We start from the raw sequence: 24,282 nt of genomic DNA, 5'->3' as shown, positions 1-24,282 counted from the left end.
TCCCTTACAGCTAGTACGAGAAGGGCCAGGCTTTCCAGTAGTTGCGCAGCCGGATCCAGATGCCGAACAGCCCGCGCGGCTCGAAGATCAGGAAGAAGATGATCAACACGCCGTAGAGGACGGTTTCGAGCTGATAGGCATTCGGCGACTCCGCCGGGGACGAGCTGATGAAGGGCAGCAGCGCCGGCAGCTCCCGGGTCAGCCGCGGCAGCAGCGTGATCAGGAAGGCACCCAGGACCGCGCCGCTGACCGTGCCCGCCCCGCCGATGAGGATCATGGCGATGTACTGCACCGACAGCAGCAGGTCGAACGAGGTCGGGTCGAAGTACCCGGCCCCGACGTAGAGCAGCGCACCGGCACAGCCGGCGTAGAACGACGACACCCCGAAGGCCACCGTCTTGTAGCGGGCCAGGTTCACCCCGATCACCCCGGCCGCGATGTCGCGGTCCCGGATGGCGGTGAGCGCCCGGCCGACGCGCGAGCGGGCCAGGTTGCGGGCCGCCAGCGCGCCGATGATGAGCAGGACCAGCATCAGCAGGTACAACTTCTGGTCCCTGGTCAGCAACGCGTCGGACGTGTTGAGGTCGTAGCCGAGCAGCGTCGGGGCCGGGGGCTGGCGGCCCACGCCGGGCCCGCCGGTCAGCTCGGACCAGCCGTTGATGATGTGCCCGCCGATGAAGACCAGCCCGAGGGTGACCACGGCCAGGTAGAGCCCGCGCAGCCGGGTCGCCAGCGGCGCGACCAGCATCCCGGCCAGGGCGGCGACGAGGCCGGCGGCGGGCAGCCAGACCAGGATCTCGGTGACGCCGAAGCCGATCGTGCGCCCGTCCGGGTCACCGGCCAGGGCGGCCGCCGTGTAGGCCCCGATGGCCAGGAAGAACGCGTGGCCGAGCGACACCTGCCCGGCCAGGCCGGTGACGATGTTGAGCCCCAGCGCGCCGACGGCGGTGACGCAGGCGAGGCCCAGCAGCTGCAGCACGTCGTCCTGGACCAGGAACGGCATCGCCAGCGCGACCAGAAGACCCAGAACGACGAAGGAGCGCTGCACGGTACTGCCGAACAGTGCGAAATCCTGGGAGTACGCGGTGTGCAGGAGCGGGCGCTTTCTCATACCCGCGTCACCTCCCGGGTGCCGAACAGGCCGTAGGGGCGGACCAGCAGGACGAGCAGCATGACGACATAGGGCGTGACGACGGAGAAGTTGCCGCCCAGCCACGACAGGTGGCCCTGGTAGGTCGCGGTCACCTCCTGCACGACACCGACGACGACCCCGCCGATGACGGCGCCCGGCAGCGAGTCGAGGCCGCCGAGGATGATGACCGGCAGCGCGGTCAGCGCGACCAGCCACAGCGACTCGCTGACGCTCCCGCCGACCGCGGCGAAGGTGCCGGCCACGGCCGCGAGGGCGCCGGCCAGGGCCCACGACACGGCGAAGACCGACCCGACGCTGACACCCTGCGCGAGTGCGGCCTCCTGGTCGTAGGCGGCGGCCCGCATCGCCAGCCCGGTCTTCGTGTAACGGAAGAACGCGAACAGCCCCGCGATGAGCACGGCGGTGGTGAGGACCATCGCGATGTGCCGCTGCTCGACGAGGATGCCGCCCGGCAGCGTGAGCACCTTCAGGCCCCACGGGTCACCGACGTGCCGTACATCCAGGCCGATGAACGCGTTGTCGACGACCCGGACGGCGACGTCGATGCCGAGCGTGATGATGGCGACGGTGAACACCGGGCGGCCGATCATCGGGCGCACCGCGAGCCGCTCGACGCCCAGCGCCAGCCCGCCGGTGGCCGCGGCCGCCACGACGAGGGCCAGGAAGAAGCCGAGCGGGCCGACCAGGTAGGTCACCAGCACGGCCCCGGCCAACATGAACGACGGCTGGGCGAAGGAGATCACCCGGGTCGCCTTGTAGATGATGACGAAGCCGAGGCCCAGCAGCGCGTAGACGCTCCCGGTGCCGACGCCCCGCAGCACGCTCTCCAGCAGATCCTTCACGCGGGACTCCGGTACATCTCGTCGATGTCGGTCCGGAACGCCTCCGCGATCGCGGCGCGGCGGACCTTCTGGGTGGCGGTCAGTTCGCCGGTCTCGTGGTCGAGCTCCTTGGGCAGCATCCGGAACGTCTTGAGCTGCTCCACCGGCGCGCGGCCGGCGTTGACGCCGTCGACGACGCCGCGCACGAGGGCCCGCACCTCCGGCTTGCCGGACAGGTCGCGGTAGGTGGTGTAGGCCAGGCCGCGCCGCTGGGCCCACTCGCCGACGGTCTCCAGCTCGATGCCGACCAGCGCGGTGAGGTAGGCCCGCCGGTCGCCCACGACGATCGCCTCCTTGATGTACGGGGAGGCCTTGAGCGCGTTCTCGAGCTCGCTGGGGGCGATGTTCTTGCCGCCCGCGGTGATGATGATGTCCTTGGCCCGATCGTTGATCCGCAGGTAGCCGCCGTCGAGCGTGCCGATGTCGCCGGTGCGCAGCCAGCCATCGGCGGTGAGGGCGGCGCCGGTGGCGGCTTCGTCGCGGAAGTACCCCGCGAAGGTCCCCGCGTGCCGGGTGTGTATCTCGCCGTCGTCGCCGATGCGCACCTCGACCCCGGGCTGCGGCTCGCCGACGGTGCCGAGGCGGACCCGGCCCGGCTGGTTGGCGGTGGCGATGGCGGAGTTCTCCGTCATCCCGTACACCTCGTGCATCGCCACCCCGATGCCCATGAAGAACCGCAGCACCTCGGGCGCGACCGGTGCGGCGCCGCTGGCCGCGTACCGCACTCGACGCAGGCCGATGCGTTCCCGGAGCGCGCGATAACAGCAGAGCCAGCCGAGGGTGTACCGCAGCCGGCTGCCGAACGTGTGCCGCCCGCCGGTCCGGGCCAATGTCGCCCCGATGCCGTCGGCGACCCGCAGCCAGAGCCTGAGGCTGGCCCGTTTGATCGGCGACGCACCGGCGATCCGGGTGGTGACCCCGGCGAGCATCTTCTCCCAGATCCGCGGGACGCCGAAGAGGATCGTCGGCTGCACCTCGCGCAGGTCGGCCTGCACCGTGGCGATCGACTCGCCGAAGTGCACGACCACTCCCGAGGCCGCGCCGAGCCAGACGGTGAAGACGCGCTCGGCCACGTGGCACAGCGGCAGGTAGGACAGCGCCAGGTCGCGCGGCCCCGGCGGCGGGTCGGTCAGGCCACCGTCGCCGCGCAGCACCCCGATCGCGAAGTCCACGTTGGCGACGGTGAGCATCGCGCCCTTGGGCCGGCCCGTCGTGCCGGACGTGTAGACGAGGGCCGCCAGGTCGCCGGGCTCGGCGCCGAGCTCGAGCGGGTCCTCGTGCGAGCCGGCCAGCATGTCGTCCCAGGAGAGCAGGGCCTCGTGTTTGTACCGCCGCCGGATCCCCTTCGGATCGAGGTACACGATCCGCTGGAGGTCGGGGCAGTCGCCGAGCACCGCAAGGGCCTTGTCGACCTGCTCCTGGTCCTCGGCGATGAGGACCTTCGCGCCGGAGTGGGCGAGCAGGTAGCCCACGTCGCCGGCCGGACTGGTCGGGTAGAGCCCGACGGTCGCGGCCCGCAGCGCCACGGTGGCGACGTCGGCGAAGAGCCACTCGGGCCGGTTCTCGGCCAGGATCGCGACCCGGTCGCCCGGGCCGACGCCGAGGCCCCGCAGCGCGTGCGCGACCCGCCGGGCGGTGGCCCAGTATTCGCGCCAGGTGATCTCGCGCCAGATGCCGCGGTGCTTCTCCCGCATCGCGACCGTCTCGGGGCTCGCTTCCGCGCGGTCGCGGACGAGGTCGGCGATGGTCATTGCGTCTCCCCCAGATAGGCGCGGATGACATCCGGGTTCTGTTGGACCTCTTTGGGGGTACTGCACGCGACCGGCACGCCGAAGTCGACGACGAGGACCCGGTCGGCGAGGTCCATGACCAGACCCATGTCGTGCTCCACGAGGATCATCGGGATGCCCAGCTCCTCGCGGATGTCGAGGATGTAGCGGGCCATGTCCTCGGTCTCCTCGAGGTTCATCCCGGCAACGGGCTCGTCGAGCAGGAGCAGCTTCGGCTCCATCGCCAGGGCCCGGCCGAGCTCGACGCGCTTCTGCACGCCGTAGGGCAGCAGCCCCACCGGCATCCGCCGCCACTGGGCCAGCTCCAGGAAGTCGACGATCTCCTCGACCCGGGCCCGGTTGGCCAGCTCCTCGCGGCGGGCCCGGCCGAGCCAGGCGATCGCGGCGAGGGTGCCGTAGCGCATGTGGTGGTGCCGGCCCAGCATCAGGTTCTCCACGACCGTGAGCTGGCGGAAGAGCTCCACGTTCTGGAACGTCCGGGCCACACCGAGCCGCGCGACGCGGTCCGGGCGCAGCCCGGTGATGTCGTTGTCCTCCAGGAGCACCCGTCCCTGCTGCGGGCGGTACACCCCGGAAATCACATTGAAGATCGACGTCTTGCCGGCGCCGTTGGGCCCGATCACCGCGAACAGCTCGTCGGCCCCGACGCTGAAGTCGACCCCGTCGATGGCCTTGACGCCGGCGAAGCTCAGCCTCACGTCCTTGAACCGCAGGACATCGCTCATGACAGCCACCGCTTCCGGCGCTTGTAGTGCTTGACGTCGCGGAAGCTGTGCTCCGCGTGGGCGCCCAGGTAGAACTCGCGGATGTCGTCATCGGCGAGCAGCTCGTCGGCCGGCTTGTCCAGCACGACCTTGCCGTTCTCCAGGACGTAGCCGTGCTCGGCGACGGACAGCGCCATGGTCGCGTTCTGCTCGACCAGCAGCACGGCCGTCCCGGCCCGGTTGATCTCGGTGATCAGGTCGCGCACCTGCTCGACCATGCGCGGGGCCAGGCCCAGGCTCGGCTCGTCCAGCAGCAGGTACTTCGGCTCGGACATGAGCGCCCGGCCCATCGCCAGCATCTGCTGCTCGCCACCGGAGAGGTAGCCGGCGATCGACCCGCGGCGAGACTTGAGGACGGGGAAGAGCGCGTACATCCGCTCCATCGCCGCGGCCGCGCCCCGGCGGCGGGTGTGAGCACCCAGCCGCAGGTTCTCCTCGACGGTGAGCTCGGCGAACGTCCGCCGGCCCTCCATGACCTGGCTCACCCCGCGCCGCACGATCGCGGCCGGGCGCAGCCGGTGGACCGGGCGGTCGTCGAGCGTCACCGAGCCGCGGGTGACGGCGCCGTCGTGCACGCCGAGCAGCCCGGACAGGGCCCGCAGCAGCGTGGTCTTGCCGGCGCCGTTCGCACCGAGGAGCGCGACGATCCGGCCCTCCGGCACGTCGAGGCTCACACCCCGTAAGACCAGCATCACATCGTCGTAGACAACTTCGAGGTTCTGGACCCGTAGCACGTGCGGACCCCCGAAACTATTTGCACCGGCGGTGTATGAAGTTACGTGTATTTAACCGTCTCTCTGTGCAAAATCAAGTCCCGAATCAGTAACCGTCCGGCACCAAAGTCACGGTGCGGTATCGCGTACCAACCACCAGTAATTTGGACTTTCCGGTCATTAGCTATCGAGCGGGACGCACGCCTTTCGCCCGGCCGGTGATCACGTTAAGTTAGGCGCTGGCCTGCTCGGCAGTCCGTCATCCACCCCGGATGGCGCCGGGCAAGCGCCGCCGAATCGAGTTGTGCGCACCCACCCCTCCGGGCGCGCGCATCGAACCGGGGACCCACGTTTCTGGGGTGAATCCGCGACGCTGCGGTAGGGCGCTCTCTTCTCGCCCGAACCCGTCAGCTAACCCGGTAGGCGGTCGGTGCATGAAGGGTCTTTCCTTGTCCACTGGACATCGTGCCCGCCGGTCGGTGCTGCGGACCCTGGCGATCGGGTTCATCTCCCTCGCCGTGCTCGCACCCGCCACGGTCGCACACGCCGACCCCTCGCTGGCCGAGATCGAGGCGCAGCTCAAGCAGCAGAACGACGACCTCGAGCTCACCATCGAGAACTGGAACAAGCTCAACATCGACATGGCCGACTCGCAGGCCAAGGCGGCCGACCTCGAGAAGCACGTGTCCGACACCAGCGCGGGCGTGCAGGCCATCGCGATCGAGGCGTTCAAGAGCAACGGCAAGATGCGCAACCTCAACGCCATGCTCAACGCGACGTCGTCGGGCTCGCTGATCGACCAGATGTCGATGCTGCAGCAGATCACGCATCAGCAGCAGAAGAGCATCGAGGAGTACAAGGCGGCCAAGGCCAACCTGGACCAGACGATCGCGGCCCAGAACACGCAGAAGGCCGACTTCGAGAACAAGCGCAAGCAGATCGAGGGCGACGTCAAGAAGCTCGAGGACCTGCAGAAGAAGGCCAAGAACGCGGGCAGCACCAAGGTCACCGGGGCGAACTACAACCCGGGCACCCTGCCGGCCGTCTCCGGCAACGCCGGCGCCGCCGTGAACTACGCCAAGAGCAAGCTCGGCAAGCCGTACGTGTACGGTGCCGCCGGCCCCAACTCGTTCGACTGCTCCGGCCTCACCATGGCCGCGTGGGCAGCCGCGGGAGTGAGCCTGCCGCACAACGCGGCCAGTCAGTGGAGCAAGGTGGCCCATATCCCGCGCAGCGCGCTGGCCCCGGGCGACCTCGTCTTCTACAACGGCCTCGGCCACGTCGGCATCTACGTCGGCAACGACACGATCATCCACGCACCGCACACGGGTGACGTCGTGCGATACGCGTCGGTGAGCGTCGACAGCATCTACGGATACGGCCGGGTCAAGTAACACGCTGTATTTGCTGCGGGGCCGTTCTTCTCCGGAAGAGCGGCCCTGCATCATTGGGGCCATGGCCTCCTGGGACCCGCAGCAGTACGAGCGCTTCGCCGAGGAGCGCGCCCGGCCCTTCCGTGAGCTCGTCGCCCGAATCCCCACCACGTCGGCGGTGGCCGTCGTGGACCTCGGCTGCGGCCCCGGCACGATGACCGCCACGCTCGCCGAGCGCTGGCCCGACGCCGCCGTCCTCGGCCTGGACTCCTCGGCCGCGATGATCGCGGCGGCTTCGTCGCTGGCGACGCCGCAGCTGCGGTTCCAGCTCGCCGACGCCGGGCAGTGGCGGCCCCAGCGCGGCTCTGTGGACGTTGTCGTGGCCAACGCCTCACTCCAGTGGGTACCGGACCACGAAATGCTCCTGCCGCTCTGGGCGGCCGCGCTCGACGACGGCGGCACCCTCGCATTCCAGGTGCCGGTCTCCACCTTTGATCCGGGCTTCGGGGAGGTCGCGGCTTCGGGGCGGTGGGCGGCGACCCTGGCCGGCGCGATGGACGCCACCGGGCCCCGCTCGGCCAGCCCGGTCCTGCCCGCGACCGACTACGTACGGTTACTGTCCACGGCCGGCCTGACCGTCGACGCCTGGGAGACGACCTACTACCACGTGCTGCCGGGCGAGGACCCCGTCTTCGAGTGGTTCAAGGGGACCGGGCTGCGGCCCTACCTCGACGCGCTGTCCGGGGCCGACCTCGACGCGTTCACGTCGGAGATGCGGCAATACCTGCGCCGGGTGTACCCGCCCGAGCCCTTCGGCACGATCCTGCCGTTCCCGCGCCTCTTCGTGGTCGCACATAGGGCATGAGCCGCGTCGGGTGGCTTACATCGCCGGGTTTTGAAGATCCCTACGCTGGCGCGCGTGAGTAGAACCTGGAAGATCATCCTTTTCTCGGCGATCGGTGCCTTCGTGCTGTGCTTCGCGGGCATCTTCGGCGGGGTCTTCTTTGTCATCGGCAAGGCCACGGACGCGCCCAAGGCCGCGACCGCCGACTTCCTGGTCGCACTGGAGGGCGGCAACACGAAGGCCGCCTACGACATGCTGTGCACGGACGCGCGGGAGCGGTACGACTCGGCGGCTTTCGCGGCTTTTGTGCAGAAGAACGCCCCTACCGCGCACGACTTCTCGTGGGGCGGCTCCTACAGCAACGACAACGGCCACGAGACGGCCACCATCTCCGGCACCATCACCACGAAGAGCGGCAAGATCAAGCACGACTTCGAGCTGGTCAAGGAGAACGGCTCGTGGAAGCAGTGCGGCAACCCGTACTGAGATTGTGAAAAAGCCCCAGGTCGACAGTGACCTGGGGCTTTGCCGTATCTAGGGGGTTATGCGGCGGCCAGGCCCTCGGCGCGGGCCAGTTCGCGCAGGCGGCCGAGCGCCTGGATCTCGAGCTGGCGGATGCGCTCGCGGGACAGCGAGAACCGGGACGCGACCTCGGTCAGCGAGTGCTCGCGGCCGTCCTCGAGGCCGTAGCGGGCCCGCATGATGCCGGCCGACCGGTCGTCGAGGTGGTTGAGCAGGCCCTCGATCCGCTGCCGCTCCAGTGCGGCCAGGACCACGTCCTCCGGCGACGGCGCGTCGGAGTCCGAGACCAGGTCGCCCAGGCTCGTGTCGCCGTCGTCACCCACGGGGGTGTCGAGCGACACGGTGTCCTGCGACCAGCGCATGAGCTCGTGCACCCGCTCGACCGGCACGCCGAGCGCGGTCGCCAGCTGCTCCGGCTCCGGCTCGTTGCCCAGCTCGCGGGTGAGCTGACGCGCGACGTTGCGCATCCGGTTGACGTCCTCGACGAGGTGCACGGGCAGGCGCACGGTGCGCTCCTGCTGCGCGATCGCCCGGCTGATCGCCTGGCGAATCCACCACGTCGCGTAGGTCGAGAACTTGTATCCACGCACGTAGTCGAACTTCTCCACGGCGCGCACCAGGCCGGTGTTGCCCTCCTGGATCAGGTCGAGCATCGGCATGCCGGAGCGCACGTAACGCCGCGCGATCGACACCACCAGGCGCAGGTTGGCCCGGATGAACCGGTCCTTCGCCCGCTCGCCTTCAGCCACGAGCTTCTGCAGCTCCTCGGCCGTCGCACCGTCGGGGATCTCGTCGCTGTCGAGCAGGTGCTCGGCATAGAGCCCCGCCTCGACCGCCTTGGACAGCTCGACCTCAGAAGCGGCGTCGAGCAGCGGCGTGCGGGAGATCTCATGCAGGTAGACGCCGACCAGGTCACGCTCCGCGTCACCCGGATCGGTTCGCATCTCCACTTTCACGTTCTCCACTTCGGGCCCCTCCCCGCTCCATCCTTCGCTTCCCCGTTTCACCCTGCTAAAACGGGTGCCCCCCGGGTATGCCACCTACACAACAGTCAAAGTGCGTTCCGAATTCCGCCCCCGGGGGCGATTCGGTGACGACCCCTGAGAGCTGCACCACTTACCTAGACGCTCGGGAGACTGCTCCGGTTCGCTTCGGTTGCAACAAGTGATACGTGGTCTACCTGCCCGCCAGACGCCTGAATTCGCTGTGAGTTCCCTGGGAACGACCGCGCGGGTGGCCCGGAACGCTGCCGCGGCGGCGTGGGCACGGTTGTTCATCGGCAACAGTCGGCGAAGCGACAGCCTTTTTCCTAGCGATGACGCCAATCACGCAACAACTGGGCCTCTTCGTCGATGCCCAAACCGTTCTTCGCTTCGATGTGGGATCCGTCACCAATTGCCGCCGCGGTGTCCCGAACGGTGTCGGCGAGCGGCCGCGTCCGCAGCCCGGCGTCCAGCGATCGGGTGACGTCCCGGGCCATGAACCCGGCGTATTCCGGCAGGGGCAGCCAGAACGGCAGCGACCGCGGCCCGCTCCACGGCGCCACGTCATTGGTCAGCAGAAACTCCTGGTCGACCCAGGTGAGCTCCGGCTCGCTGGAGAACGCGGCCTGGAACGCGGCCCGCGTCATCGGCGCCCCGATCCCGTCGAACGCCCCCGCCAGCCCATCCGCGCCGGCGGCGATGATCCAGTCGGCCAGGTCCCGCACGTCCACCAGTTGCACGGCCTCGTCGGGCCCGCCGGGCGCGAGGGTCTCGCCCCCGCGCAGCCCCCGCCGCACCCAGTACTCGAACCGATACGTGGGGTCCTCCGGCCCGACGATCATCCCGGCCCGCAGCAGGAACGTCCGCTCCGCCCCGAACCCCTCGGCCGCCAACTCCTCACAGGCCACCTTGCACCGCCCGTACGCCTCCGCGTCGGCCCAGGGGTCCGCGTCGTAGTCGGCCGGCAGCAACGGCGCCGTGGTGGCCACCTGCCCGGGCGTGGCCGCGTCGGCGTAGGCGGACCCACTGGAGACGAGCGTGTAGTGCCCGACCCGCCCGTGGAGCGCCCCCACCGCATGCCGCACGTGCCGGGGATGCCGAGCCACGTCGACGACCGCGTCGAAGCTCCCCGTGACCGCGCCGAGCCCGTCCGGCTCGTCCCGATCGACCCGAACGAATCGCGCCCCTTCGACGGGTTCGCCGGACTCACCCCGCGCCGCACAGACGACCTCATGCCCCAACTGCAGGGCCTGCCGCGCAACCGCCCGCCCGAGAAACACGGTCCCACCAAGCACAAGCATTCTCATCCGCCGATGATGTGCCGCCCACCGACGTGTCTACCGGCCCGTTCGCCCTTGGCGGATCCGCTGTGAGACGAAAAGTCGGGCGCTCCGCGCCGCGCTTCGCTCGACTTTTCGGACATATACCCCGGCGACGTATATATCCGATAAGTCGTGGTGCGGAGCGCCCGACTTATCGCAAAAGCCCAGCTCAGGCCCGGTGCGACGACGGCTGACGGTGCGGAGCGCCCTACTTGTCGTGAAAGAACAGCTCAAGCCCGGTGCGACGACGGTGGGCGATGCGGGCGGGTCTTGTGGATCACGAACGAGAAGAGGGCCACGGCGGCCATCACGACGGCGGCGACGGCGAGCCACAGGGACCAGTGACGGTTGAACGGCGGGAAGTCCCGCGCGGCGGCGGCGTCCACTGTGGACGGCTGGGCGGCCGGGGCGGGTGCGGCGGCGGCGTCAGTGGGCTCGAAGGACCAGATGCGCAGGTAGTCGATCTGGAACTCGGCGGGCAGGGTGGTGGACGAGCCGGGCGTGCCGGCGCGGTCGCCGGTCGTCACCGCGAATCCGAACCATCTCGGCTCCGTCGACACCGCGGGGTCCAGGGAGCGCTGGGTGCCGTCCATGAAGACGCGGAAGCCGGACGGGGCCCACTCGATGACGTACGTGTGCCAGTCGCGGAACTGGCCCGGCAGGACGTTGGTCGTGGTGGCCCTGCCGTCGGAGTTGCTGACGACGGCCTGCTCGGCGCCCGGCTTGGCGGAGATCTCCAGCTGCGAGCCGTGCTGGGCCGCGGCGCCGTCGACCGGGCGGAGCAGGGCGACGGACTCGATGCCGGCGCCGACCGGGACGCGGGCCCGGAACTCGTAGCGGCCGAACTGCTGGGCGGCGCCGACGCAGCGCAGCTCGCCGGTGATGAACGGCTTGCCGGCGTAGGTGCGGCGGTGCAGGGCCAGGCGCAGGTGGCCTTCGGAGACGGTGACCGCCTCGGGGCGGAAGTAGCTCGCCTGGGCGCCCTCGGGGGCGCCGTCGTAGGCGGAGCAGCCGAACGGCAGGGTGCCGGCGTCGTCGAAGGAGTTGGAGAAGACGGGGCGCCAGCCGGGCGGGTCGGCGGCGTTCACCCGTTCGGGGAAGATCAACAGCGTGACGGCGGCCGATGCGATGACGGCCAGGAGCGCCGCGAACCGCCTCAGCATGGTGACCGCCTCCGTTACCGCGGTGTGTCGTTGCGGCGAACGTACTCGATACCTACGGGTAGCGCAGCGTCGCCCGCCGTGCACTGCCCGTTCGGACGGCCGATTCCGTATAACCCTCGCCTTCACCCGTAAGACATTTACCCGACGGCGACTTCTGCTCGCGCACGTCGAGTGCGATCGACAAGGATGGCGATCGACGCATGTGCCCCTTCTCCAAGGAGAGATCATGGCCCAGCCCAGCGCCCGCGGCTGGCGGATCGCGCAGCACCTCGCGGTGCCGGCGCTCGCCCTCGCGGTCGTCGCACTGTTACCCCTGGCCAAGACCGGCGGTTCCCAGGCCTCGGACCAGTGGACGCCACTGACACCGGCCAAGGTCTCGTTCGCTCAGAAGACCGGGCCGACGACGACCGCACAGCTGCTCGGCTTCAACGATTTCCACGGCAACATCGACCCGCCGACCGGCAGTGGCGGGCTCATCAACGGCGTTCCCGCCGGTGGTTCGGAGTACCTCAGCACATACCTCACCAAGCTGCGCGACGACGCCAAGAAGGCCGGCGTCAAGTACAGCGACACGGTGGTCGCCGGTGACAACATCGGTGCCTCGCCGCTGGTGAGCGCCGCGTTCCACGACGAGCCGGCGATCGAGGTGCTCAACGCGATGGGCGTCGACCTCGCGTCCGTGGGCAACCACGAGTTCGACGAGGGCGTCACCGAGCTCTACCGCATGCAGTTCGGCGGCTGCCACCCGACCGACGGCTGCCAGGACGGCGACGGGTTCGCGGGGGCGAAGTTCCCGTACCTCGCCGCCAACGTCACCCAGAAGTCCAACGGCCTGCCGATCCTGCTGCCGTTCACCATCCGGTTCTACGACAACGTGCCGGTCGCCTTCGTCGGCATGACGCTCGAGGCCACCCCCGGCATCGTGAACCCGGCGGGGATCAAGAACGTCGACTTCCACGACGAGGTCGAGACCGCGAACAAGTACGCCACCATTCTCAACTGGCTCGGCATCAAGTCGATGGTGCTGGTCGTGCACGAGGGTGGCCTGCAGAGCAGCCCGCCGGCGCCGCTGGACCCGTCCGGGTGCGCCAACTTCGCCGGCCCGATCACCGACATCACCAAGGGCCTCAACCCGGCCTACGGCGTCGTCGTCTCCGGCCACACCCACCGTTTCTACAGCTGCGAGCTGCCCAACTCCTCGGGCCAGAACTCGCTGGTGACGAGCGCGGGCACGGCCGGCACGCTGGTCAGTGACATCCGGGTCACGCTGGACAAGAAGACGCGCAAGTTCGTCGACGCGTCGGCCACCAACGTGATCGTCGACAACGGCGTGAAGGACGCCAACGGGGTGTACCAGAAGGACGCGGCCGGCAACTTCATCCGCAACACCGCGCTGGTCGACCCGAAGGTGAAGAAGATCGCGGACAAGTACCGCGTCGCCGTGGCCCCGCTGGCCAACAAGGTGGTCGGCAGCATCACCGCCGACATCACCACGACCCAGGTCGCATCCGGTGAGACGCCGCTCGGCGACGTCATCGCCGACGCGCAGCTGGCCTACACCAAGGCCGGTGCGGGGGCCCAGATCGCGTTCATGAACCCGGGCGGCATCCGGCAGTCGCTGACCTACGCCAACTCGCCCGGTGGCGAGGCTCCGGGCCAGGTCACGTACGGCGAGGCGTTCACCGTCCAGCCGTTCAACAACCTGGTGGTCACGCAGTCGTTCACGGGTGCGCAGATCAAGGACGTCCTCGAGCAGCAGTTCGTGGGCTTCCAGGGCCAGACCGTCCAGCGCATGCTGCAGGTCTCGGCCGGCTTCACCTACTCCTACAGCGCCTCGGCGCCGGTCGGGTCCAAGGTCAGCGACATCAAGCTCAACGGCGTCGCGCTCGACCCGGCGGCCACCTACCAGGTGACCACGAACGACTTCCTGGCCAACGGCGGTGACGGCTTCCTCAACCTGGCGAAGGGGACGGGCCGGGTCACCGCGCCCGGCTTCGACATCGACGCCCTGACCGCCTACCTGGCCACCGGACCCATTGCTCCCGGCCCGGCCAACCGCTACGCGAAGATCGCTTAATCGATACTCGTCTGGGCGGGCGGCGGGTTCTCTCGCCGCTCGCCCACACGTATGCTCAGCCCCGTACCGAACCAAGGTCGAGAGGTGTTGATCTGTGGACCGCCCCACCTGGGCTCCGGCCGACGTCGATCTCGACCGCCCCAGCGTCGCCCGGGTCTACGACTACTACCTGGGCGGATCGCACAACTTCGCGGCCGACCGGGCCTTCGCCGAGCAGGTCCTCAAGGTCATGCCGGCCGTCGCCGCGCTGGCCCGCAGCAACCGGGCGTTCCTGCGCCGGGCGGTGCGGGAGCTCGCCACGGCGGGCGTGCGCCAGTTCGTCGACCTCGGCTCCGGCATCCCGACCGTCGGCAACGTGCACGAGCTGCTCATCGACGCCGGGATCACCGACGGCCGGGTCGTCTACGTCGACCATGACCCGGTCGCGGTCGCGCACAGCCGGGCCATCCTGGCCGACGTGCCGGGCACCGGCGTCGTCGCGGCCGACCTGCGGGCGCCGGCCGAGGTGCTGGCCCAGCCGCAGGTCCAGGGCCTGCTCGACTTCAGCCGCCCGGTCGCCTTCCTGCTCGCCGCGGTGCTGCACTTCGTCCCCGACGAGCAGCGCCCGGCCGACATCGTCGCGGGCTACGCCGCCGCCGGAGTGCCCGGCAGCCACGTCGTCCTCTCGCACGCCGGCCTCGACCGGCCCCTCACGCCGCCCGAGGAAGAGGCCTGGGAGATGTACCGCCGGTCACCCACCCCGCTCATCCTGCGCACCCGAGACCAGGTCGCGGCGCTGCTCGGCGACCTGACCCCCTTGCCGCCCGGCATCGTGGCGCCGCACGAGTGGCGCCCGGACGGCGGCGAGGAGGAGCCGCCATCCGAAGGCAACGCGGTCGGCTGCGCGGCCGTGGCCCGTAAGGACTAGTCCCGCCGACCATGACCGCCATCAGCCCCACACCGACTTCCCGGGACCGCCCGCACCGCGCCGCCGAGCGGATGGCGCGCGCCTGGTCGCTGGCCATCGCCGGCACCAGCTACGTGTCGATGAACGGTCTCGAGGTGCAGGACTTCCTGACCAGCCTCTCGACCCGGCTCATCCAGGCGCTGACCGCCGAGACGTTCGACCCCACGGACGTGCGGGAGGTCGGCTCGACGCTGGTCGCCGCGCACTTCACCGAGCCCACGACGCTGGAGCGCACCCTCGCGGTGCTGGCCGAGCAGTTCGGCAACGCGCCGACGAAGCGGTGCGCGCAGATCCAGGGTGCGCTCGCCTCGGGCTACGCGCTGGCCCTGCGCGACCGCGTGCTCGACGAGCAGGAGGAGATCCGCACCGCGGCGCTGTGGGCCCGGGCCCGGGCCGAGGAGGGGCGCCGGGTCAGCGAGGCCCGCTTCCAGGCGATCTTCGCCGGGGCCGCGATCGGCATGAGCGTGAGCACGATCGACGGCCAGGTGATCGAGGTCAACCAGGCGTTGTGCGACATGCTCGGGTACACCCCGGAAGAGCTTCGAAGCATGTCCTTCGACGACTTCGTGCTGCCGGAGGACCCGCCGACGGCCGGCGCCATGTTCGAGGAGGTTCTCTCGGGCGGGCGGGACCAGTTCCGCATCGAGAAGCCCTACGTCCACAAGGACGGCCATCGTGTGTGGACCGACCTGGTGGCCTCGATCATCCGCGACGAGGACGGCCGCGCCCGGTGGCTCGTGGCGATGTTCGAGGACATCACCGAGCGGTACCTCCTCCAGGTCCGCCTGCGCCACCAGGCCCTCCACGACCCGCTCACCCAGCTGCCCAACCGCACGATGTTCTTCGACCGGCTGGGCGCCCTGCTCGAGGACGCCGAGCACAGCGACGCGCGCGTGGGCGTGTGCTACCTCGACGTCGACGGGTTCAAGGTCATCAACGACACCCTCGGCCACGACGTCGGCGACCAGCTCCTGCAGACGGTGGCCCGGCGCCTGGCCCGCTCGATCAGCGGCGAGCACCAGCTCGTGGCCCGCATGGGCGGTGACGAGTTCGTGGTCCTCATCGAGGGGTGCGGCGGCGTCGAGGACGTGGTCGCGGTGGCCGAGAAGGCCCTCGACACCGTCCGGGCCCCGGTCCACGTCGGCGGCCACGAGATCAGCATCTCGGCCAGCATCGGCGTCGTCGAGCAGCCGCTGCGCGGGACCAGCGCCGCGGAGGTCATGAAGGCCGCCGACACCACCCTCTACTGGGCCAAGGCTGACGGCCGTAACCGCCTCGCGCTCTTCGACGCCGAGCGGCACGCCCGCGAGGTCAAGGCCTACGAACTGTCCGCCTCCATGCCCGCGGCGCTGGAGCGGCGGGAGTTCTTCGTGGAGTACCAGCCGCTGGTCCGTCTCAGCGACGGCGTGACCATCGGCGTCGAGGCCCTCGTCCGCTGGCGCCACCCGCGCTTCGGCGTCCTCGGCCCGGACGCGTTCATCGGCATGGCCGAGGAGACCGGCCTCATCGTCCCCCTGGGCCGCTGGGTCCTGCACGAAGCCTGCCGCCAGGCCGCCGAATGGCGCCGCGCGGTGGGCGACCGGGCCCCGATCATGAGCGTCAACCTGGCCGTGCGCCAGATGCGCGACCGTACGATCGTCCGGGACGTCCGCGCGATCCTGGAGCAGACGGGCCTGCCTCCGGAGCTGTTACAACTGGAACTGACCGAAAGTGCCGTCATGGGTACTGGCGGTGACCCGATCGAGGACCTCAACGCCCTCGCGGCCCTGGGTCCCCGCATCGCCATCGACGACTTCGGCACGGGATACTCAAACTTCGCGTATCTGCGCAACCTGCCCGTCCACAGCCTCAAACTGGCCGGCTCGTTCGTCGCCGGCCTACGCCCCCCGGAAGGCGCCGACCCGGTCGACCAGGAAATCATCGCCGCCGTGATCGGCCTGGCCCACACGCTGAAGCTGAGCGTCACGGCGGAGGGCGTCGAGACCGCGGAACAGGCCACGCGGCTGCTCGAGCTCGGCTGCGACACCGCGCAGGGCTGGTATTACGCGAGCTCCGGGCCGGCCAGCGCGATCAAGCTCTGACCTTCCCGCATCCCGCCCTCACCGCGCTCGAGCGATCCGATATGCCGGTCCGGCCGTGCCCCGCTTCGCTTGAGCGACATGTCGAGCACGCGTGCCGCGCTGCGCTTGACCGACATGTCGGACACTCCGTGCCCCGCTTCGCTCGACATATCGGATTTTTCGCCAGCCAGGCGATATGCCGCCCGGCAGGGTATAAGTCAGATTTATCTGGCGCGCCAGCGCCGGATAAATCCGGAATAGACGGAAGCACGAGAACCGACGAGCGGCATGAGCGCAAGGCCCTGACCGCTCCGGCCGGCCCGCACATGGTGGCGAGGATCGCGAGGGGTTCGGTGGAGGCGAAGTCTCCCCGACGCGAGCGAAGCGAGCCAGCAACACAGCAAAGCCCTGACCACTCCGGCCGGCCCGCACATGGTGGCGAGGATCGCGAGGGGTTCGGTGGAGGCGAAGTCTCCCCGACGCGAGCGAAGCGAGCCAGCAACACAGGGCGGTGCGCTCCGGAGCGCACCGCCCAGGATCAGTTGGCGGCGTACGGGTTGACCTCTTCGTGCATGTCGGTCATGAACTGCGACCACATGTCGTTCTCGTGCGGGTCGGCGCCGACCAGGTCGTAGTGGCCGTCCAGGAAGTCCGTGTCCAGCTGCCAGTCCGGCAGGTCCAAGTCCGGCTCGTCCAGGGTCGGCTGGTCGTCGTGGTGCGCGTCGGTGCCCAGGTCGGGGTCGGCGTCGTCGGAGAAGTCGTGGGTCTCGTGGCCGTCGCTGTATGCGTTGTGCTCGTCATGTCCGTTTTGTTGGTCTTGCCCGTTGTCCTGGTCGTGGCCGTCGAAGGCGTGGTTGTCGGCCAGGACATGATCGACTCCACCGTCGTGGTCGACGTGGAGTTCGTGCTCCATGCCCCAGTCGAGGTCAAAGTCGCTCATAACCTGCTCCCGGATTCTTCGGCGTACCGCTTCCCCGCGGTACTTCTAGAACGGTAGGGAACAGGCGGCGCGGGCGGCTCCCGGAAACGTGCCACTCACGCTCGGCAACCGGTCAGCGGGTTCGGCGGTCCAGCCAGCCGTCGCCGTTGACGTCCTCGTAGCGAGCGTCCATCACGCCGTCGCGATCGGTGTCGACCTCGGAGGAGTTGATCAGGCCGTCGCGGTCGGTGTCGTGGCCGATGAACTCGGCCCGGCCGTCGCCGTCCGCGTCGACCACGATGTCGACGCCGCCGTCGGGGCGGTTGACGTAGGTGTGCTGGTCCCAGCGGCCGTCGCCGTCCCAGTCCACCCGGGTCTGATATCCGTCGGTCGGCGCCGCCCCCGGCACCTGCGCCTGGCCGGCGTGCTGCGCGAACCCCGCGAGGCCACCGCCAACTCCCCCGGCGCTCTGGCCCGGGTGCTGCGCGGCGATGTCGTTCAGCCCGGCCCCGAGCCCGCTGCCACCCTGACCCGGCGACTGCGCGCCGAAGTCGTGCAAACCGGCGGCGACCCCACTACCCCCGCCCTGACCCGCGTCCGGCTGATACCCGGCGAGGCCACCGGCGACGCCTGACGCATCGCCGGGCTGGTAACCGGCCAGGCCGGCCGCGGCGCCCGCCGCCCCCGAAGGCTCCTGCGGAAGCCCACCCGTGCCACCGGTGTACGTGCTGGCCCGGTAGACGGTGCCCGACGAGTGCACCTCCGAAGAAGACGAAAAAGAAGACGAGGACGACGAAGACTCGTACGAGGACGACGAGATCCCCTCCGCCGCGTGCCGCCCGCCGCCACCGCCGACGTCCTGCACGGCGTGGCTGATCGAGGTGCCCTGGGCGGCGTCGGCGGGCTCGACGGCGGCGTGGCGACCGCCGCCGTACTGCTGGTCGACGACGTCATGCATCCGCTGCCCCAGGTCGGCCCCGGCGCCGCCCCCCGACGTGCCGGGACCGGAGCCGAGGCCGTGCGCGACGCCGGTGTCGTGCGCGACGCCGGCGCCGTGCCCGTGCAGTACGTCGCCGAGGCCGGAGCCGATCGAGGAGAACACCCCGAACATGCTGGCCTTGCTGGTGCGCTGCTCCACGTGGCTCTGCCCGCCCGCGTCGCCGAGCTGGGTCCGCAGGATGTCCAGCTCGTCGGGGGTCAGGTGGTACCCGGACAGGGCCCGGGCCGGATCGACCGCCAGCTGTTGCTTGAACGCGGGATCGCCGAGCAGGCGCTCGAGCACCTCATCGAAGTCGGACATCGCGATTTTTCCCCCCAGATTGTGTACCCCGCTGAGCTCAGTCGAGCTCAGGCATCGGTATCGGTTGCGGGCGCGGCCGGCACGTCCCGCACTGCACCGCGTCCTCCACGACGAGCCCCTCCGCTCGTCCGCGGCGCTGCGACCGGTGCACCTCCAGCAGGTAGGGGCCGAACTTCGCGTGGTCCTCACACAGCCCCCGGCCGCAGAACCGGCACGACCCCCGCGCCGCTTTGGCGCAGAACCAACAAAGCACCTGAGCTCCAAACCTAGCCGATGTATGTGCACGAACGAACGGAGACCTTGGTCGATACCTCGCCGGACTTGTTGCCGGCGGCGTCGGTGACGGAGGCCGAGACGGTATAGGTGGCCGCGTCGCCGTAGCCCTCGACCGGCCCGATCACGGTGGTCCACTTGCCGTTGCCGCCGGACGCGGTGACCGGCTGGCCGTCCACGGTCATCGCCACGCGCGACCCCGCGGTCCCGCCGGCATCGATCATGGTGACGGTGACGGTCGACGACGTCGGATTGCCGCCGATGTCGGGCGAGCCCTCGATGCACGGCTGCCGGACACCTTCGATCACGAACGAGCGGTAGAACGTGCCGCTCGACGTGATGCGGGCCGTCGGGACGGTCGTGTCCGGCGGCGAGGTGGTCGGCGCGGCCGTGGTCGGGGTGGGCGGGCCGGCGGTCGTCGGGGTCGGGGTCGTCGTCGGTGTGGCCGTCGGGCGGCCCGTGGTGCGGGTCGGCGTGGCCTCCGGCGTGTTCGAGGCGGACGCCGACGCGGACGGGGAGTCGCTCGGCGACGGCAGCTCCGAAGGAGTGTCTGTGGCCGATGGCACGACGGTCGGAGTACCCCCCGGCTTGGGCAGTGCCACCCCGTCACCGCAGGTCAGGTCGGCCGCCGAGGTCGGGTCCACGAAGATTCCGGCCTGTTTGACGATGCCGCGGCCGACCTCCGGGTCGCTGCCCGCGGCCAGCGCGAACCGGGCCGAGCCCTCGTTCGTCACGTCGCCGACGGTCAGCCGCAGCGGCTTGAACGCCGTGGTCGTGCTCGTCGTGTCGACCAGCATCCGGCCGCGCTCCAGGCTCAGCGCGGCGGTCGGCTCGATCGGCGTCTCCTGGCCGCTGACCAGGGTGCCGATCCGCACGTCGACCCCGGCGCAGAGGACCGTGGCGCTGCCACCGCGGAAGGTCAGGGACGCCGTGGACTTGACGTTCATGTGGACCGCGTCGCCCTGCTGGACGTACACCTTGGCGTTCCTGGTCAGGGTCCGGTCCTGGCCGTTGATCCGGACCGTCGCCTCACCGCGGGTGACGGTGACCAGGGCGCTGTCGGTCGGCATCTCTGCCCACACGGGGCCGGTGAACAGGTTGGCGCCGGTCAGGAGCACCGCGAACAGCAGCAGCAGGATCAGCAGCCACCACAGCCGGCGCTCGAAGCGGCGGTCGACGCTCTCGTCGGCCGGCGGCGGCGGGCCGGGCGGGGAGGCCAGCGGCGGGTAGTTCGAGATCGGGTGGGCGCCGTGCATCGGGCGGCGGCCACCGGCGGCGACCGCGTCGGCCTGGCGGCCCAGCAACAGCGGCAGGCCGGCGACGGCGGGCAGCAGCCAGGCCCGGGCCGGGGTGCGGGCGGTGGCGACCTGGCCGGGCGAGCCGTCGCCGTACGGGCCGATCATGGAGCCGCGGTGCAGCTCGATCCCCTCGGGCAGCTGCAGCGAGCCGGACTCGACGACCAGCGCGTCGTTGCCGGTGCGCAGGACGACGGGCTGGCCGGGGCCGAGGTGCATCGGGCGGGCCCGGGTGAGCAGGCCGAGGCGGTCCTCGGGGCCGAGGGCGGACAGGGCCGGGGTCTGCGTGATGAGGGCCTCCAGCTCGGCCCGTTCCACCGGCGGCGGGCCGGGCAGCGGGCCGATGGCGGCCGAGACCGTCGAGGACGGGATGGCCAGCAGCGTGGTGCCGGCGGTCATCCAGCCCAGCGCGGCCGGGGCGCCGGTCAGCGCGTTGGCGAGACCGACGACGCCGCCGCGGCCGACGCGCTCCCGGACGGTACCACTGGGATCGCCTGGTCTTCTGGCTTCCAATGCCCCGTCGACGACGACGAACACCGAGGACTGCGCGGCCCCGGCGAAGACCAGTTGATCTCCGGTGCGCGGGTGGACCCAGCGGGCGTCGCCGGCCAGCCGGGCGAGCGCGTCCGGGGGCAGGTTGGACAGCGCCGAGGAGCTCAGCGCGGCGAACCGGCGCGGCTCGTCGCGGACCAGTTTGCGCTCACCCAAGCGGTCCCGGACCCGGCGCCCCCGTCGGCGCAGCCAGCCGAAGAAGAGGTACACCACCGGCGCCAGCAGCCCCACGACGATCACGGCGAGCAGGCCCCGGGCCAGCCACCCGGCGCCCCAGAGGCCGGTCACGACCCCGGCGACGCGGTCGGTGTACACCCGGTAGACGAGGTTGACGGCGATCGCGATCCAGACGATGGCGAGCATCCCGTAGAGCGCGACGAGCCGCCCCTCCCGGTCCAGCTCCCCGAAGCGCGGCGGCCGGCGGCGCAGCCGGGCGAGAACCCAAGCCAAACCACGAGCCCGCAGATTCGGTACTTCCAGCCAGTCCATCAGCAGGTAGTAGCCATCGAGGGCCATGAACGGGTTCAGGTTGAACAGAGCGTTGAGGTACCACGCGAACGCCAGCTTGAACGTCCAGGGTTGCAGCTCGGGGAAGAACACACCGACGAGCTGGCAGGCACCGGCCAGGATCAGGCCGGTCGCGGGGCCGGCGATGGTGGTCACCAACCGGGCCCGGCGCCCCGCCATCCACACGTCGGTGGTGTCGACGAAGACCGACGGAATGCCGAAATACACCAAAAATCCGGCCACTGGTACTCGCCGGCCCGCGTGTTTGGCCCCCAGCGCGTGCCCGAGCTCATGACAGCCCAGCGCCAGCACATTGAGGCCGAGGAGCACGAGGGCGCCGGCGAAGTAGGAGTCGTTGGTGAGGAACACCGACTGGTCGGCGCGGAACCAGTTCCACACGAACACGCCCAGGCCGGCCAGCGCGATCAGGCCGCAGAGCACGGCCATGATCCGGGTGAAGAAGAGCCGGCCACCGGCCTTGTACAGGAACGTGACGATCGGGTCGACCCGGGCCAGCACGACCCGGCGGCCCTGGGCGGTGGCCACGATGCCCTTGCCCAGCCGCAGCGGCCACGGGCGGCGGTGCATCCGCTCCAGCTTGGAGAACGCGTCGACGGGCAGCTCGGCCAGCATCCGGTTGCCGGCGAGGTCGGCGACGATCCGGGTGACCTGGTCGGGCGCGAGCCGGCCGCAGATCCGGGCGAACTCGGCGACCAGGCGGGCCACGGTCCGGCTGCCGTCCATGAACTGGGCGAGCCGCCACTCCTCCGGCGTCAGGCGCAGGTAGCTCGACTCGCCGCGGTCGGGCGAGCGCAGCATGACGTACTCGATGCCGCGGGCCGACGTGAGCGTGACCGCCTCCACGCCCTCGCGCAGCACCGGCCGGGCGCGGGCCGGATTGAGCCGGTCCGAGACCGCGTGCCACAGGCCGATGTCGGCCGGGCCGAGCGGTGCTCCCGGGGCGCGCCCGGCCAGTGCCTCCCAGACACTGATGCGCGTCTCAATGACGGCCACTAATAGCTCCTGGTCCGGCGGCGTAGCGTCATGCCGCTCGTGGGGTTCGGGCAGGGTTCCGGCCACGGACTCTAAGCCGATTGCGAGAGGCCGGAAAAGGTTCCGTCCCGAACGTGACAGACCTTCGGCGAAGATGGCACTGTGTACATCCTCGCCATCGACCAGGGCACGACCTCCACCCGTGCGATCGTGTTCGACGCCGACGGCGCCATCGTGGCGCTTGACCAGCGCGAACACCGCCAGAGCTTCCCCCGCCCCGGCTGGGTCGAACACGACCCGGTCGAGATCTGGCACAACGTCCAGGCCGTGTCGACCCGGGCCCTGGACCAGGCCGGACTCTCCCGCGCCGATGTCGCCGCCATCGGCATCACCAACCAGCGCGAGACCACGATCCTGTGGGACGCCCGCACCGGCGAACCGGTGCATCCGGCGATCGTCTGGCAGGACACCCGCACCGACGCCCTCATCCGCACTCTGGCCGGCGACGCGGGCCCGGACCGCTTCCGCGACCGCTGCGGCCTGCCCCTGGCCACCTACTTCGCCGCCCCCAAGGTGGTCTGGCTGCTCGACAACGTCCCCGGCCTGCGCGCCCGGGCCGAGGCCGGCGAGATCCACTTCGGCACCGTCGACACCTGGCTCATCGAGAAGCTCACCGGCCGGCACGTCACCGACGTGACCAACGCCAGCCGGACCATGCTCATGAACCTGACCACGCTGGACTGGGACGACGAACTGCTGGCGGCGTTCGGCATCCCGCGGGTCATGCTGCCGGAGATCGGCTCGTCGTCGTACGTGTACGGCGAGGCGAAAACGATGCTGCACGGCGTGCCGGTGGCCAGCGCGCTCGGCGACCAGCAGGCGGCGCTCTTCGGCCAGGCCTGCTTCTCCCCCGGCGAGGCCAAGTGCACCTACGGCACCGGCTCGTTCCTGCTGCTCAACACCGGCACCCGACCGGTGTCGAGCGAGCGCGGCCTGGTGACCACGGTCGGCTACCGCATCGGCGACGCCGACCCGGTGTACGCCCTGGAAGGCTCGATCGCGATCACCGGCTCCCTCGTGCAGTGGCTGCGCGACAACCTGGGCCTGATCGCCTCCGCCCCCGAGATCAACGACCTGGCCGCGACCGTCGAGGACAACGGCGGCTGCTACATCGTCCCCGCCTTCGCGGGCCTGTTCGCCCCGCACTGGCGCCCCGACGCCCGCGGCGTCATCACCGGCCTCACCGGCTACGTCACCAAGGGCCACCTGGCCCGCGCCGCCCTGGAAGCGACGGCCTGGCAGGTCAAGGACGTGGTCGACGCGATGATGGCCGAGTCGGCGGTCCCCCTGGAAACCCTCAAGGTCGACGGCGGCATGACGGCGAGCAACCTGCTCATGGCCTTCCAGGCCGACGTCCTCGACGTGCCGGTGGTCCGCCCGACGGTCGCCGAGACCACAGCCCTGGGCGCGGCCTACGCGGCCGGCCTGGCCGTAGGCTTCTGGCCCGACACGGAAACCCTCCGCGACAAGTGGCAACTCGACCAGCGCTGGGACCCGTCCATGCCCGCCGACCAACGCGACCGCGGCCACGCCCTGTGGCTCCGCGCGGTCGAAAGGTCCTTCGGCTGGGCCGACTAGAGGTGCTTCCAGATCGGTGAGGAAGGCTTCACCACGACGTCCGTTCCGTCCCGCAGCCGCACAGCAAGCGGCGACGCACTCCGCCAAGTGCGTCGCCGCTTGCCTTTTCAGGGAGGGAATCAAGGCTGTGTGTTGTGGGACTGGCCGCGGTTCGTAGGAGCGATGGCCGGACGACCCGCGCGGCCGGAACGTGCTGGCGGTGCTTGTGCGGGGG

General features: G+C 70.3%; 19 protein-coding genes and 1 riboswitch. Of the genes, 7 read left to right on the top strand and 12 right to left on the bottom strand.

Annotated features, from left to right (window positions below; all coding sequences use genetic code 11):
• Window positions 1-10: 10 nt before the first annotated feature.
• The 5 genes from ACIA8L_RS05030 to ACIA8L_RS05010 are packed head-to-tail and all read right to left on the bottom strand — an operon-like array spanning window position 11 to window position 5,280.
• The gene (locus ACIA8L_RS05030) at window positions 11-1,111 is read right to left on the bottom strand and encodes a branched-chain amino acid ABC transporter permease (RefSeq protein ID WP_395900519.1); all 1,101 of its coding nucleotides are present in this window, start codon (window positions 1,109-1,111) and stop codon (window positions 11-13) included.
• Window positions 1,108-1,995 (bottom strand): branched-chain amino acid ABC transporter permease, encoded by an 888-nt coding sequence (locus ACIA8L_RS05025; protein WP_395900517.1) that lies wholly within the window; start codon window positions 1,993-1,995, stop codon window positions 1,108-1,110. Before ACIA8L_RS05025 ends, ACIA8L_RS05030 begins: the two co-directional genes overlap by 4 nt.
• A complete protein-coding gene (locus tag ACIA8L_RS05020) occupies window positions 1,992-3,785 on the bottom strand; it encodes an AMP-dependent synthetase/ligase (protein ID WP_395900515.1) in 1,794 nt (597 codons plus the stop codon). The genes ACIA8L_RS05025 and ACIA8L_RS05020 overlap by 4 nt, the downstream gene beginning before the upstream one ends.
• Window positions 3,782-4,549 carry an ABC transporter ATP-binding protein gene (locus ACIA8L_RS05015; protein WP_395900513.1) on the bottom strand — a complete coding sequence of 256 codons (768 nt, stop codon included), beginning with the start codon at window positions 4,547-4,549 and terminating at the stop codon, window positions 3,782-3,784. The genes ACIA8L_RS05020 and ACIA8L_RS05015 overlap by 4 nt, the downstream gene beginning before the upstream one ends.
• Complete coding sequence (locus ACIA8L_RS05010; RefSeq protein ID WP_395900511.1) at window positions 4,546-5,280, bottom strand: ABC transporter ATP-binding protein; 735 nt, start codon at window positions 5,278-5,280, stop codon at window positions 4,546-4,548. Before ACIA8L_RS05010 ends, ACIA8L_RS05015 begins: the two co-directional genes overlap by 4 nt.
• A 301-nt stretch (window positions 5,281-5,581) precedes the next feature.
• A riboswitch (cyclic di-AMP (ydaO/yuaA leader) is annotated at window positions 5,582-5,743 on the top strand.
• A gap of 7 nt (window positions 5,744-5,750) precedes the next feature.
• Here ACIA8L_RS05010 and ACIA8L_RS05005 point away from each other — a divergent pair.
• The 3 genes from ACIA8L_RS05005 to ACIA8L_RS04995 all read left to right on the top strand — a co-directional run bounded on the left by ACIA8L_RS05005 (window position 5,751) and on the right by ACIA8L_RS04995 (window position 8,004).
• Window positions 5,751-6,695 (top strand): NlpC/P60 family protein, encoded by a 945-nt coding sequence (locus tag ACIA8L_RS05005; protein ID WP_395900510.1) that lies wholly within the window; start codon window positions 5,751-5,753, stop codon window positions 6,693-6,695.
• Window positions 6,696-6,756: 61 nt separating this feature from the next.
• Entirely contained in the window at window positions 6,757-7,539 is a 783-nt protein-coding gene (locus ACIA8L_RS05000; protein ID WP_395900508.1) for a methyltransferase domain-containing protein, read from the top strand.
• A gap of 54 nt (window positions 7,540-7,593) precedes the next feature.
• A complete protein-coding gene (locus ACIA8L_RS04995) occupies window positions 7,594-8,004 on the top strand; it encodes a hypothetical protein (RefSeq protein ID WP_395900506.1) in 411 nt (136 codons plus the stop codon).
• A 56-nt stretch (window positions 8,005-8,060) separates the two neighbouring features.
• On the opposite strand, the gene ACIA8L_RS04990 is transcribed toward ACIA8L_RS04995, so the two are convergent.
• The 3 genes from ACIA8L_RS04990 to ACIA8L_RS04980 form a co-directional block, all read right to left on the bottom strand.
• The gene (locus ACIA8L_RS04990; protein WP_395900504.1) at window positions 8,061-8,984 is read right to left on the bottom strand and encodes an RNA polymerase sigma factor RpoD/SigA; all 924 of its coding nucleotides are present in this window, start codon (window positions 8,982-8,984) and stop codon (window positions 8,061-8,063) included.
• Window positions 8,985-9,349: 365 nt separating this feature from the next.
• Window positions 9,350-10,330: an NAD-dependent epimerase/dehydratase family protein gene (locus tag ACIA8L_RS04985; protein ID WP_395900502.1), complete on the bottom strand. Its 981-nt coding sequence runs from the start codon at window positions 10,328-10,330 to the stop codon at window positions 9,350-9,352.
• A 245-nt stretch (window positions 10,331-10,575) separates the two neighbouring features.
• Window positions 10,576-11,508 carry a hypothetical protein gene (locus ACIA8L_RS04980; RefSeq protein ID WP_395900500.1) on the bottom strand — a complete coding sequence of 311 codons (933 nt, stop codon included), beginning with the start codon at window positions 11,506-11,508 and terminating at the stop codon, window positions 10,576-10,578.
• 226 nt (window positions 11,509-11,734) lie between these two features.
• On the opposite strand from ACIA8L_RS04980, the gene ACIA8L_RS04975 reads away from it, so the two are divergent.
• From ACIA8L_RS04975 to ACIA8L_RS04965, 3 genes are all read left to right on the top strand, one after another.
• The gene (locus ACIA8L_RS04975) at window positions 11,735-13,585 is read left to right on the top strand and encodes a bifunctional metallophosphatase/5'-nucleotidase (RefSeq protein ID WP_395900498.1); all 1,851 of its coding nucleotides are present in this window, start codon (window positions 11,735-11,737) and stop codon (window positions 13,583-13,585) included.
• A gap of 94 nt (window positions 13,586-13,679) precedes the next feature.
• Complete coding sequence (locus ACIA8L_RS04970; protein ID WP_395900496.1) at window positions 13,680-14,492, top strand: SAM-dependent methyltransferase; 813 nt, start codon at window positions 13,680-13,682, stop codon at window positions 14,490-14,492.
• Window positions 14,493-14,503: 11 nt separating this feature from the next.
• Complete coding sequence (locus tag ACIA8L_RS04965) at window positions 14,504-16,612, top strand: putative bifunctional diguanylate cyclase/phosphodiesterase (RefSeq protein WP_395900494.1); 2,109 nt, start codon at window positions 14,504-14,506, stop codon at window positions 16,610-16,612.
• Here the strand turns inward: ACIA8L_RS04965 and ACIA8L_RS04960 are convergent.
• From ACIA8L_RS04960 to ACIA8L_RS04945, 4 genes are all read right to left on the bottom strand, one after another.
• The gene (locus tag ACIA8L_RS04960) at window positions 16,573-16,728 is read right to left on the bottom strand and encodes a hypothetical protein (protein ID WP_395900492.1); all 156 of its coding nucleotides are present in this window, start codon (window positions 16,726-16,728) and stop codon (window positions 16,573-16,575) included. The genes ACIA8L_RS04965 and ACIA8L_RS04960 overlap by 40 nt on opposite strands.
• A 401-nt stretch (window positions 16,729-17,129) precedes the next feature.
• A complete protein-coding gene (locus tag ACIA8L_RS04955) occupies window positions 17,130-17,531 on the bottom strand; it encodes a hypothetical protein (RefSeq protein WP_395900490.1) in 402 nt (133 codons plus the stop codon).
• A gap of 112 nt (window positions 17,532-17,643) precedes the next feature.
• A complete protein-coding gene (locus ACIA8L_RS04950) occupies window positions 17,644-18,810 on the bottom strand; it encodes a hypothetical protein (protein ID WP_395900488.1) in 1,167 nt (388 codons plus the stop codon).
• Window positions 18,811-19,076: 266 nt separating this feature from the next.
• Complete coding sequence (locus ACIA8L_RS04945; RefSeq protein WP_395900486.1) at window positions 19,077-22,451, bottom strand: cyclic nucleotide-binding protein; 3,375 nt, start codon at window positions 22,449-22,451, stop codon at window positions 19,077-19,079.
• Between the two features lie 141 nt (window positions 22,452-22,592).
• Here ACIA8L_RS04945 and glpK point away from each other — a divergent pair, with 141 nt between their 5' ends.
• Complete coding sequence (glpK, locus tag ACIA8L_RS04940) at window positions 22,593-24,068, top strand: glycerol kinase GlpK (RefSeq protein ID WP_395900484.1); 1,476 nt, start codon at window positions 22,593-22,595, stop codon at window positions 24,066-24,068.
• Window positions 24,069-24,282: the final 214 nt, after the last annotated feature.

Source organism: Dactylosporangium sp. NPDC051541 (assembly GCF_044454505.1).
In the GTDB taxonomy this organism is placed as follows: Bacteria; Actinomycetota; Actinomycetes; order Mycobacteriales; family Micromonosporaceae; genus Dactylosporangium.
This window is presented reverse-complemented; position numbering and strand designations above follow the sequence as displayed.